Genomic DNA, 11,747 nt, shown 5'->3' with positions numbered 1-11,747 from the left:
TTTTGCCACTACTATGCCCCGGCGCGGGACAGTTATGCGGCGGCGCCGTCTGCATATTTTGCCGGTCCGGCACCCATAATACGGATAGCTTGCCAACGGTTGGTGAATGCGATGGCTCACAACGGAACACCCAACAAGGAAGAATGGCTCAAAACGATCAATACCTGCAGTTTGACCGATCTGGAGGGGGTTCCTGTCTTCGCCGCCCTGCAGGAGAATGTGCTCTTTTTGAAACGGCTGTTTTCCGACTGCTCCGACTTTGTCATCCGCGAGTTCAAGATGAAAAACGGCGTCCCGGCCGTGGCCGTATTCGTCGACGGCCTGATCGATACGAGAGCGGTCAACCAGGCGCTGGAGGCGTTGATGATCCTGGAGAGCGGCGATGACGACGTCGAAGTGATCGAAGAGGCTCTTCTGCCGGTCTCGCAAATCTCCAAGGCGAAGGATTACAAAGAGTTTTTGCAGGCCGTGCTCTCGGGCGACACCGGCATTATGGTGGACGGAAACACGCAGGCGCTCACCTTGGGCATGCGCGGCCCGGAAAAGCGCTCCGTCGACGAGCCGGAGGGGGAGGCGGTGGTGCGCGGCCCGCGGGAGGGCTTCATCGAAAACATCCGGACGAACACCTCCCTGCTGCGGCGCAAGCTGAAGACCCCCCGGCTGAAGATGAAATCGCTGGTGATCGGCAGGGAAACCAATACCAACCTGGTGCTCGCGTACCTGGAGGGGATCGCCGACCGGGAACTGGTGGAAGAAGTGACGCGGCGAATCAGCGTGATCGAGAGCGACGGGATCCTGGAATCGGGGTACATCGAGGAACTGATTCAGGACAACATCTACTCCCCGTTTCCGCAGGTCCAGTATACCGAGCGGCCGGATACGGTGGCGGGAGCGCTGCTTGAGGGGCGGATCGCCATTTTTGTCGACGGAACGCCCATGGTGCTGATCGTGCCCACCACGTTCTGGATCATGCTGCAGGCGAACGAAGACTACTACGAACGGTTCCAGATGGCCACCCTGATCCGCTGGCTGCGCTATCTGTTCCTGCTCATTTCGCTGCTCACGCCCGCCGCCTATGTGGCCATCACCACGTACCATCAGCAGATGCTGCCCACCACCCTGCTGCTCAGCATCGCGGCGGCGCGGGAGTCCATCCCGTTTCCGGCGATTGTGGAGGCGCTGATCATGGAAATCTCCTTTGAGGCGCTGCGGGAGGCCGGCGTCCGCCTGCCCAAAACGGTCGGTCAGGCGGTCAGCATCCTGGGGGCGCTTGTCGTGGGCCAGGCGGCCGTGCAGGCAGGAATTGTGTCAGCGCCGATGGTGATCGTCGTGTCCATTACGGGGATCGCTTCGTTTACCGTTCCCCATTTCAACGCCTCCATCTCGCTCCGGATGCTGCGTTTTCCGCTGATGATTGCGGCCTCGATTCTGGGTATATACGGGATTCTCGTCGGCATTTTGCTGATCATGGGACACTTGGCCAACCTGCGTTCGCTTGGCGTCCCCTATCTGTCGCCGATTGCGCCAATGTCGGTTGGTGACCTGAAGGACGTGCTGATCCGTGCTCCCTGGTCCTACATGAACAAACGGCCCAGCTTTCTCGGCGTGCAGGACGCTCGTCGGCTGCGGGCCGGCCATACCAGCCAACAGCAGCGCGACGGCAGCTCCGGCACCGTTCGCCAAGGCGGATCGGGGACAGGTGACGGAGGCCGCACGCGAGGAGAGGGATGAAGGAATGAGACGATGGATGAAGGGATGCGTTGCCGCGCTCTGCGGATTGCTGATGGCCGGCTGCTGGGACCGGGTGGAAGTGAACGACCTCGCCATCGTGATTGCCTTTTCCATCGACAAGGAGGCCAATGGCGAGTACCGCTTGTCCGTTCAGGTTCCGCTGGTGAGCAACCTGGGCGGACCGACCGGGGGCGGCGGAGGCACCAGCGGGGATAAAACCTATTACGTCGACTCGGCCACGGGCAAGACGCTGCGGGAAGCAAACAGCTTGCTTCAGGCCAGGATGAGCCGGCAGTTGTTCTACGCCCACCATCGCGTCATTGTCATCGGGGAAGAGTTGGCCCGGGACGGACTGAGCAAGGTGCTGGATATTGTGGCCCGTTTCCCGGAGAACCGTCTGACCGCGTACCTGGTGCTGGCCAAGGGGAAGGGCATTACCATGCTGCAGGCACAGCCCAGTTTTGAACGGTTCTCGGGTGAGGCGATGAGGGAACTGATCAAAAAGGAAACGATCCCCGTCTCCGTCAAAGACATGGCACAGATGCTGAGCACACCTGGCGTGGACGCCTACTTGCCGTACGTGACGTCCGTCCATTCCCATCCCAAAGGCAAGTCCAAGGAGATTCAAATCCTCGGGGTGGCACAATTCCGCGGCGACAGGATGGTTGGTGTGTTCCACGATGAAGCGGCAGGGGGGCTGCGATGGTTTCGCCATCAGTTTACCCCCTTCGCCACACAGGTTGCCCTGACGGACAAGGAGAACGTCAGCGTCCAGTTCGACAAAGGGAAGGCGGAAATCAATCCGGTGATCAGGCAGGGCCGGATCCAGTTTTTGATCAATGTGTACGCCTCGGCGACCGTGATTGAAAACATGACCAACGCGGATCTGAGCAAGGCGGCCAACATGGCTGCCCTGGAGCGAAAATTGTCCATGCACATCACCGAATCGGTAAAAAAGACGCTGGCCCAAATGAGGCAGCAGCGGACGGATACAATCGGGTTGGGCCTGGTGTTGGCCCGCAAGTACCCTCGGGAGTGGAGAAGCGATTTGCGGGATCATTGGAACGAGCGACTTGCGCAGGCCGACTTCCACGTCCAGACCAAAGCTGAGATCACCAACATCGGACAGACAACGGAGAACATAACAAAGGAAGATCACAATGAATAGGGTGTTCCTGATTTTGTTTTGCCTGCTGCTGCTTGCGTCTCTGCTCCAGTTTTTTGTGAAGCGAAAAAACATGCCGGACAAGCAGAGGCGGGTGGTGGGCTTCTTTTATCTGATCACGATCGGGTTGTTTGTTGCGCTGCAGTTTCAACTCAACGTGATCATGCCGACCAATTACCTGGCCGACGTCTTTTCCGTTCGCGTCCAGCAGTGGCTGGAGAAGATCCGGTAAGGAGGACCCATTATGATTCAGAAACAGGTGATCAACCACCGGCAGATTGCCTGGCTGATTGGCAGCGTCCTGATCACGGGGGCGTTGATCAGTCAGCCGCAAACGCTGGCCAAAATTGCCAAGAATGACTCGTGGTTTGCCTACATCATCCCGGCGTTTTACGCGATGCTGGTGGCACTGGTCTTCGCGAGGCTGACGCGGGCCTACCCCGGAAAAAATCTGTTTGAAATCATCTTTCTGATAGGGGGCAGGTGGATCGGCGGAATCGTAAACGCCATCGTGCTGTTCTACCTCTGGCTGCTGATCGTGGCGGATATCAAGGGGGTCAGCTTCTACCTGCATTTGACGCTGCTGCCCCGGACGCCGCTGGAAATCATTCTCCTGGTGTTCGTCCTGGTGCTGATGTACTACGGCCGAACAAGCATCGAAGTGGCTGCCCGCGTCAATGAAATGTACTTCCCCGTTTTTTTTCTCATCGCCACCTTGTTGTACTTTACACTGAGCAACGAATATGCGGTTGAGCGGCTGGAGCCGGTGCTGGAGAGCAAGATTGCGGCGGTCGGCCTCAGTAATCTGATTGCGTCCGGGATGTTTGGCGACATCTTTTTGTTCGGCGCGTTTCTGCATGCCATCTCCCACTCCCGGCTGCTGTATTCCGCGATGAAGCACGGGGCGATAATCGCCGGGTTCTCGCTCACGCTCTTGATGGTGATTCAGTTGGGCGTGATGGGGTATCTGATCACCAGCCGCTTGAGCTTCCCCCTCCACACGCTTGTGCAGCAGATTCACATTACCGACTTCCTGGACCGCGTGGAAGTGATCCTGTTCAGCATCTGGTTTCCCGCCTTCACGATTAAGGTAGTCGTCACCTACATCGCCTTTCTCGTCGGCGTCGGATCGTTTGCCGGCCAGCATCATTACACCGCCTGCAACGGGCCGTGCGGCTTGTTTGTCGTGGTCTCCTCGCTCCTGTCGTTTCCCAAAACGGATGACGTGCTGCGCTTCATCAGCTACGGCATGCCGGCAATCACCATCATCATTCAGCTTCCCCTGCTGGCGTTCCTGTTCGCGGCAGCCCGCTTGCGCCAACGGGGGGGCGAACGGGACGAGCTTCCCGTCCATACGAGAGAGTACAAGCGTTTCCGGACGTGGTCCTGGATCAACAAGCTGGCGCTCATGGGGTGTGTGGTGTCGATTGTCGGCGGGGCCTGGTTGGAGGAGCGGATCAGATTTGCCGGCCTGGTCAGCGGCGTGACGTATTTTTTCTGCTATCTGGCGGCGCTGGTGAGCTCCTATCTGGAGATGCAGGCGATCAATCACCTGAAACACAAGCAGACGCAGGGGAAAGGAACGGCCTCCGCAGACCGGTAGGGATGGGTCATCTCATCATCTCCCTGTCCAGCCTGCAGGCGTGCGGCGGCACGTCCACAATCGCCTGGATCGATGGCTGGCGAAGAGAACGACCTTCCGCCCATTCCGCGTACTTGATTTTGGCCGTGAGCGTGGGATTCACCCAGAACGCGTCGGCATGACGCTCGGGCTTGTTCACAAAGGGTCTTTCGCGGATAACCGTAGGCATCAGCCTGTCGGTCAGCTCCCGCCACTCCTGGCGGGACAGCTTGCCCGTTCCCGCGTGGCCGATGTACCAAAAACGGCCGTTCTCATCGTAAAGGCCCAAAAGCACCGCGTTGACGACCCCGCCGTTCAAGGTGAAACCGCCAATGGCGGCAATCACATCCCGGTAGTGTTTGATCTTCAGCCACACCTCTTTTTTCGCGCCGATGAGATAGGGGGCATCCAGCCGCTTCATGACGATGCCTTCCATGCCGTGCTGCCGGATCACCTCAAACAGGGCGGTGCCGTTATCATGGGACGACACCACTTGAACGTGGCTGTTCGGTTCGATCGTTTCGGCCAGCAGCCTGAGCCTGTCCTGCAAGGAATGTTGGTTGATCCATTCCCCGTTCAGATACAGACAGTCAAAAATCATGTAGGTGATCGGCACGGTCTGCTGCATGCGGGGCACGTTCTGCATGCGGCGAATCCCGTCCCGGCGCATCACTTCGTGAAAGGAGGGCTTGCCGTCGCTTCCCAGCGCGATCACCTCGCCATCCAGGATCACGGAGTCGGCTCGGCAGTACGTGCCGAGATCCGTTATTTCGGGGTAGTGCAGGGTGCGCTCGTTTCCCTTTCGGTTGAACAGCCGTACGTTCCTGCCGTCGTGATAGGTCAGGACGCGAACGCCGTCCCATTTCACCTGGGCAATCCAGCCCGGGTCCCGGGGTATGGTGTCGCTCGCCACTGGCTCCATCGGGATAATCGGTTTCATGTTCCACCTCATCCACGTAAACGGGATTTGCCGCCGGACGGAACGAAGGGAGCCGTCCGGATCGGCCTCATCATGATTGTTCCCCAATTGGCCGGAGAAGTCTGTGCCGATTCCGCATGAGCGGCAAACAAGCGAAAGAGGCGATGAGCGGCATCTGTCTCATCGCCTCGGCTGCGGTTCAGTAGTACGTGCTTTCAGCGTACAGGCATTTGCGGCAGGTCATCGACAGCGGGCCGTCGGCAAAGTCGTGTTCGCACTCGGACTGGAGCTTCGCCAACTGCTGCTTCACCCTCAGCCATTCGGCCTCCAGCCGTTTTGCTTCCGCGAGAAGCTGTTCCGCCTGGTTCACACGATCTCCTCCTCGTCTTGCAGGTGCGCGTGCGGCGCCGGGAAGCGCCGCCTACGTGTAGAGCCGGTTCCCCCGTTTCCGGAAGGCGTCCGCCTGCTCTTTCAGCCCCTGTTCCACGGCCGTCTCCACGGTCAGGTTGTTCTCCTGCGCGTACTTGCGGATTTCCTGCGTGATGTTCATGCTGCAAAATTTGGGTCCGCACATCGAGCAGAAGTGGGCCGTTTTCGCCCCTTCCGCCGGGAGCGTCTCGTCGTGGTACTCGCGGGCCCGCTCCGGGTCAAGCGACAGGTTGAACTGGTCGTTCCAGCGGAATTCGAACCGCGCTTTGGACAGGGCGTCGTCCCGCTCTTGGGCGCGCGGGTGTCCCTTGGCCAGGTCGGCGGCATGGGCGGCGATCTTGTAGGCGATCAGCCCGTTGCGGACGTCTTCCTTGTTGGGCAGGCCGAGGTGTTCCTTGGGCGTCACGTAGCACAGCATGGCCGTGCCGAACCAGCCGATCATGGCCGCTCCGATGGCGGAGGTGATGTGATCGTAGCCGGGGGCGATGTCGGTGGTAAGCGGCCCCAGCGTATAGAAGGGGGCTTCCTGGCACACCGTGAGCTGCCGTTCCATGTTCTCGCGGATCAGGTGCATCGGCACGTGGCCGGGGCCTTCGATCATCACCTGGACATCGTGCTTCCAGGCGATCCGGGTCAGCTCCCCCAGCGTTTCCAACTCGGCAAACTGGGCCTCGTCGTTGGCGTCGGCGATGGAGCCGGGACGGAGGCCGTCTCCCAGCGATACGGCGATGTCGTACGTTTTCAGAATCTCGCAAATCTCCTCAAAGTGGGTATACAAAAAGTTTTCCCGGTGATGCGCCAGGCACCAGGCGGCCATGATGGAACCGCCGCGGGAGACGATGCCGGTCACCCGTTTGGCCGTCAGCGGAATGTAGCGCAGCAGTACGCCGGCGTGGATGGTGAAGTAGTCCACCCCCTGCTCCGCCTGTTCGATCAGCGTGTCACGGTACACCTCCCAGGTCAGCTCCTCCGCCTTGCCGTTCACCTTTTCCAGCGCCTGGTAGATCGGGACGGTGCCGACCGGAACCGGGCTGTTGCGGATGATCCATTCCCGGGTGGTGTGGATGTGTTTGCCCGTGGACAGGTCCATGATCGTGTCGGCCCCCCAGCGGACGGCCCAGATCATTTTTTCCACTTCCTCGCCGATGGAGGAGGTGACGGCGGAGGTGCCGATGTTGGCGTTCACCTTGACGTGAAAATGGCGGCCGATGATCATCGGTTCGCTCTCCGGATGGTTGATGTTGGCGGGGATGATCGCCCGGCCGCTGGCCACTTCCCGACGCACGAACTCAGGCGAGACGCCCTCGCGGATCGCCACAAACTCCATCTCCGGCGTAATGATGCCGCGGCGGGCGTAGTGCAGTTGGGTGACGTTTTGTCCCTGGCGGGCTCGCAGCGGCCTGCGTCCGTTGGCGGGAAAGACGGGGACGGACGCCCCCTCCCGGTTGTGCCGGTAGCCGTCGTCCTCCGGCCTGCGCTCGCGGCCGTCGTATTCCTCGGTGTCGCCCCTCTCCGCGATCCAACTGCTGCGCAGGGCGGGCAGCCCCTTGCGGATATCGGCGATGTAGTCGGGTGCCGTATACTCCCCGCTGGTGTCGTAGACGCGCAGCGGCGGGTTGGGCACTTCGCCGTTGGGGGTGATGGTCGGCTGCAGGGAAATCTCCCGCATCGGCACGCGGATGTCCGGTCTGGAGCCCTGGACGTACGTTTTGCGGCTGCCCGGAAACGGCGGGACGGCCGATGCGGAGATGAAGGGGAAAGATGAAGTGGACATGAAAAAAACCTCCTTGTCACGGTTGCACGTGGCGTGAACCCTGCGGGAGGCGGAGAAGCCGCGTCACGAAAAAACGCCGCATGGAACCATGCGACGCCAGACGCAGTTGAAGAAAGAGCGTGCGCGAACAGACGCGCACCCCGTTTCTCGGTGTCAAGAACATTCCTCCGCTGGCATTACCCAGTTCAGGTTCAACGGTCGACGGCGGATCAGCCATCCTCTCAGCCTGGTTCCCCAAGCTCCCGTGCATGTGTGTAATGTTGTACGGAACCAGCTTACCACTTTCATAATATTCCGGCAAGAGGTTTTGGAGCTGTCCAACTTATTTTCCTCCTCCCTATCATGCTGACCCGGACTAAAACTGTTTCTGTAGACCCACTCGGGGGTCGTCTGGTACGATGAAGGTCGTGTGAAAAGGAGTCTTGAGGTGATGCAGGTGGATGTGTACGCGAATCTGAAGCAGGGAGAACGGGGAGTGTGGGTCAGCATTATCGCCTATGTCTGCTGCTCCCTGGTGAAAGTGGGGGTGGCGCTTGCGGCAGGCTCGGAAGCGCTGCTGGCGGACGGACTGAACAACACGACCGACGTGGTCGCTTCCGTCGCCGTGCTGATCGGCCTGCGCATTTCGCGAAAGCCGCCCGATCACGACCATCCCTACGGCCACTTTCGCGCGGAAACCATTTCGGCCCTCGTCGCCTCTTTCATCATGCTGGCGGTCGGGATCGAAGTCCTCAGCCGGGCGATCTCCTCGCTGTTCAACCCGGAGATGAAAGCGCCCGACATGCTGGCCGGTTGGACCGCCCTGGCAACCGCTGCCGTCATGTTCGGCGTCTACCGCTACAACCGGCGGCTCGCGCGGGCGACCCACAGCCAGGGCTTGATGGCTGCCGCGGAAGACAACCGCTCCGACGCTCTGGTCAGCGTCGGCACCTTTGCGGGAGTGGCCGGCGCCCAGTTCCAACTGCATTGGCTGGACCCGCTGACCGCGCTCGTGGTGGGCGGGATCATCCTGAAAACGGCGTGGTCCATTTTCCGCGAGGCGGCGCACCGGTTGACGGACGGGTTTGACCGCGGCGAACTGGAAGCGCTGCGCTCCACCATCGCCCAGATCCCCGGCGTCAAGGACATCAAGGACATCAAGGCGCGCTACCACGGAAGCAGCGTGCTGGTCGATGTCGTGATTCACGTGGATCCCAGACTGAACGTGACGGAGAGCCACACGATCACCGAGGATATCGAGGCGCGGATGAGGGCCGCACACAACGTCAACGCCGTGCACATCCACATCGAGCCGGACGAACGGTCCCAGCGCTGACGACACGAAAACCTGTCACTGCCCGTTAGGCGGGCAAGGGACAGGTTTTTTTCATCTTTCTGTCTTTGGTATAATGTGGATGAAACAGGATGAACATGGCAATCAGCATGGCAATCAGGGAGACAAAACGAAAGGTTTCAGGAGGTTGTGCACCGTGCGGAAACAGGCTGCAGCAGACATGGAGACAGCGCTGGACGGACTAAGGAAGCGGGCGGTGTCACTGTTTGACATCCCATCGTCGTACCGGCTGCTGATCGAAGATGGGGGGCGTCATAAAAAAGGGAAGGCCACGTTTCTCTGGGTCAAGCCCGACAGCGAGGAAGGGATTGCGGTCACGTTCAGTTCGGAGGGAAAGCTGCTTGAATTTACGCAGGATGTTCCCGATGAGTGGGATCATCGCCCGGTGCTGCCGGTTGATGAATTACGGCGGCGGGCGGAACAGTTCGTTTCCAGTCACGATCCCAAGGCGCTGGAAGCATTCTCTCACGTGACGGTGACCACAGAAAAAAACGGCATCTGGGTTCACTTTCGCCAGGAGGCGCTGGGATTGCCGCTGCCGCTGTCAGGCTGCCGCGTCAAGGTGCATCGGAGCGGCGCGGTGACCGATTTTACCTATTTCGGCGTGCAGCCGCTGCCGGAACCGCCCGCGCGGTTGGTGGGGGAGGCGGTGTGCGAGCGTTTCCTGGAAAACGACGTAACGCTTAGGCTCGTGCTGAAGCTGCTTCCGGAGAGCGTATTCGCTGGCGGGGGAGGAACGTGGCGGCTGGTGTATGAACCGGAGCCGGTCTGCCTGACATGTTCGGCGGAAACAGGCCCGCAGGCAAAAGCGGCGGTGGACGAAGAGGATGTGAACTGGCTCCCCCTGTCGGCTGAAGCCGTTTCAGCTTGTGAACAAGGCGTCGAATCGCTGGAGGAACTGATCGGGATTGACCCTGTCCACTACGAACGCATTCAGCAGACCGCGTTGTTCGCCGCGGAGAACCAGACGGCTGTGGTTTGGGGCCGTCGCGACCGTGTCTCGCAGGAGCCTGATCGCCCATACCGCTCGATTGGAGAGTTTTTCCTCAGGCGGCAGGAAGAACGTGCGGCCATGGCCCAGCTTGATGCGAACACGGGACGTTTGCTGAGCTTTTGGCGATGGGAAGAGGAAGCAGGTACGCTCCGCCTGTCCCGTGAGGAGTGTTTGGAGCGGGCCGTTTCCTTCCTGCGGCGGGCGGTGCCGGAACTGCTGCCCCTGCTGGAACTGGCATCGGATGTCCCGGACGAGGGAGGGGACGAGCGCCGCGAACGGGAACATTTTCGGTTTCGCGTCCGAAGAGGCGGCATCCCCTGCGAACCGGGGTTCCTCTTCGTCACGGTTCATTCCTCAACAGGGCGGATCGAACGTTTTTCCGGGCTCGATGCGCCTCCAAACGGCTTGATTCATGCGCCGATCATTCCCGCCCTGCCGCCTCGAGAAGCCCTGCGTCGTCTCCGGGAGGAAACCGTATTTCGCCTGCAGTGGGAGCAGTGCCGAGATGGCGGCCAGTCCCTCTACCGCCTGCAGTATGCGGCCATTCACAAGGAGTCGGGACTGCCGGTCCGCCTCGTTGACGCCTGCAGCGGCGAGGTGATTTGCGAAAGGCGGCACGGTTAGAGCGCTTTGGCAAAGGCGCGCTTCAACATCGGCGGCGTCACCATGGTCGTCACAATCACCACAATCAACAGCGCCGTAAACTGGCCGGCCGGCAGCAGCTTTGTCTCCAGACCGATGGCGGCCAGAATCAGGGCCACCTCCCCGCGCGACACCATGCCGCTGCCGACGGCGAAGGCGGACGGCCGGGAAAAACCGGTAAGACGTGCGCCCGCTCCGGCGCCGACCAGTTTCGTCAGGACGGCGATGACGGAAAGAACCACGATCTGCCACACCTGGCCACCGATACCTGCAAACGATACGGACAGCCCGATGCTGACGAAAAAGACGGGCACGAAGATCGCGTAGGCGATCGGTTCCAACTTGTGTTCCACCGCCTCCTTGAAATCGGTCCGGGAGATGGACAGTCCGGCGGCAAACGCGCCGATGATGCCAGCCACGCCCAGGGATTCGGCCAGCCAGGCAAAAAAGAAGCACACGATCAACCCGGCGCTGATCACCGCCTCTTCCACGCGCAATGGGGCCAGCTTTTTCATCACCCAGGGGACAACCTTCCAGCCCAGCAGGATGATGACGGCAAAAAACGCCGCTTTCTTGCCGAGGACGAGAAGCAGTGGCGTTTCCGCGCCGCCGAGAACACTCATCAGGATCGCCAGGGCTGCGACCACCAGAATGTCGTCCACAATCGCCGCGCCGAGAATGGTCGTGCTTTCGCGCGTGTGCAGCTTGCCCAGCTCCTTTATGGTTTGGACCGAGATGCTTACCGATGTGGCCGACAGCAGCAGGCCGAGAAAGACTGCGTTGATTGGCTCCAGGCCAAAAAAACGGGCAGCCAGATAGCTGCCTGCAAACGGTACCAGCATCCCGCCGACGGCAACGGCCACGGAGGCGTTCCGGTTCCTGCGCAAATCGTCCAGATTGGTTTCCAATCCTGCGAGGAACATGAGAAGCAGGACGCCTACCTGGCTCAGCTCATGCAGCACTTCCGTACGCTCGATTACCCCCAGCACGGCCGGACCAATCAGGATGCCGCTGAGCAGCTTGCCGAGGACGGCCGGCTGCCCCAGGCGCACACTGTACTCGCCGGCCAGCTTGGTCACCAGCAGGATGATGAACACTTGAAGGGAGAAGAGCACGTTCGCTCATCCTTTCTACTAGGG

The 11,747-nt window shown here is 60.4% G+C and carries 10 protein-coding genes; 6 read left to right on the top strand and 4 right to left on the bottom strand.

Translation table 11 applies throughout. The features are described from left to right. The first annotated feature begins 111 nt into the window (after nucleotides 1–111). From FOI68_RS11835 to FOI68_RS11820, 4 genes are read left to right on the top strand one after another with little or no spacing between them, the layout of a single operon-like run. Entirely contained in the window at nucleotides 112–1,731 is a 1,620-nt protein-coding gene (locus FOI68_RS11835) for a spore germination protein (RefSeq protein WP_143863303.1), read from the top strand. Between the two features lie 4 nt (nucleotides 1,732–1,735). After that, nucleotides 1,736–2,899: a Ger(x)C family spore germination protein gene (locus tag FOI68_RS11830; protein WP_143863302.1), complete on the top strand. Its 1,164-nt coding sequence runs from the start codon at nucleotides 1,736–1,738 to the stop codon at nucleotides 2,897–2,899. Further along, a complete protein-coding gene (locus FOI68_RS11825; protein WP_143863301.1) occupies nucleotides 2,892–3,128 on the top strand; it encodes a hypothetical protein in 237 nt (78 codons plus the stop codon). The genes FOI68_RS11830 and FOI68_RS11825 overlap by 8 nt, the downstream gene beginning before the upstream one ends. A 12-nt stretch (nucleotides 3,129–3,140) precedes the next feature. Further along, nucleotides 3,141–4,499: a GerAB/ArcD/ProY family transporter gene (locus FOI68_RS11820; RefSeq protein ID WP_143863300.1), complete on the top strand. Its 1,359-nt coding sequence runs from the start codon at nucleotides 3,141–3,143 to the stop codon at nucleotides 4,497–4,499. A 7-nt stretch (nucleotides 4,500–4,506) separates the two neighbouring features. Here the strand turns inward: FOI68_RS11820 and FOI68_RS11815 are convergent, their stop codons facing one another. The 3 genes from FOI68_RS11815 to thiC all read right to left on the bottom strand — a co-directional run bounded on the left by FOI68_RS11815 (nucleotide 4,507) and on the right by thiC (nucleotide 7,639). Further along, a complete protein-coding gene (locus tag FOI68_RS11815; protein ID WP_143863299.1) occupies nucleotides 4,507–5,457 on the bottom strand; it encodes an ATP-dependent DNA ligase in 951 nt (316 codons plus the stop codon). Nucleotides 5,458–5,635: 178 nt separating this feature from the next. Further along, complete coding sequence (locus tag FOI68_RS23450; protein WP_162836737.1) at nucleotides 5,636–5,806, bottom strand: hypothetical protein; 171 nt, start codon at nucleotides 5,804–5,806, stop codon at nucleotides 5,636–5,638. A 51-nt stretch (nucleotides 5,807–5,857) separates the two neighbouring features. After that, nucleotides 5,858–7,639, bottom strand: coding sequence for a phosphomethylpyrimidine synthase ThiC (thiC, locus tag FOI68_RS11810; RefSeq protein ID WP_143863298.1), 1,782 nt, complete (start codon nucleotides 7,637–7,639; stop codon nucleotides 5,858–5,860). 436 nt (nucleotides 7,640–8,075) lie between these two features. Between thiC and FOI68_RS11805 the strand changes: the two genes are divergently transcribed. Continuing rightward, the gene (locus tag FOI68_RS11805; protein ID WP_029100147.1) at nucleotides 8,076–8,954 is read left to right on the top strand and encodes a cation diffusion facilitator family transporter; all 879 of its coding nucleotides are present in this window, start codon (nucleotides 8,076–8,078) and stop codon (nucleotides 8,952–8,954) included. A 154-nt stretch (nucleotides 8,955–9,108) separates the two neighbouring features. Continuing rightward, nucleotides 9,109–10,590: a YcdB/YcdC domain-containing protein gene (locus FOI68_RS11800; protein WP_185973931.1), complete on the top strand. Its 1,482-nt coding sequence runs from the start codon at nucleotides 9,109–9,111 to the stop codon at nucleotides 10,588–10,590. On the opposite strand, the gene FOI68_RS11795 is transcribed toward FOI68_RS11800, so the two are convergent. After that, nucleotides 10,587–11,723: a cation:proton antiporter gene (locus FOI68_RS11795; protein WP_029100149.1), complete on the bottom strand. Its 1,137-nt coding sequence runs from the start codon at nucleotides 11,721–11,723 to the stop codon at nucleotides 10,587–10,589. The genes FOI68_RS11800 and FOI68_RS11795 overlap by 4 nt on opposite strands. Between the last annotated feature and the right edge of the window lie 24 nt (nucleotides 11,724–11,747).

The organism is Brevibacillus sp. LEMMJ03 (assembly GCF_007197875.1).
Taxonomy (GTDB): Bacteria; Bacillota; Bacilli; order Brevibacillales; family Brevibacillaceae; genus Brevibacillus; species Brevibacillus thermoruber.
This window is presented reverse-complemented; position numbering and strand designations above follow the sequence as displayed.

Coding starts and splice junctions, on each gene's coding strand:
- FOI68_RS11835 (WP_143863303.1), top strand. CDS start 112: ATGGCTCACAACGGAACACCCAACAAGGAAGAATGGCTCAAAACGATC.
- FOI68_RS11830 (WP_143863302.1), top strand. CDS start 1,736: ATGAGACGATGGATGAAGGGATGCGTTGCCGCGCTCTGCGGATTGCTG.
- FOI68_RS11825 (WP_143863301.1), top strand. CDS start 2,892: ATGAATAGGGTGTTCCTGATTTTGTTTTGCCTGCTGCTGCTTGCGTCT.
- FOI68_RS11820 (WP_143863300.1), top strand. CDS start 3,141: ATGATTCAGAAACAGGTGATCAACCACCGGCAGATTGCCTGGCTGATT.
- FOI68_RS11815 (WP_143863299.1), bottom strand. CDS start 5,457: ATGAAACCGATTATCCCGATGGAGCCAGTGGCGAGCGACACCATACCC.
- thiC (WP_143863298.1), bottom strand. CDS start 7,639: ATGTCCACTTCATCTTTCCCCTTCATCTCCGCATCGGCCGTCCCGCCG.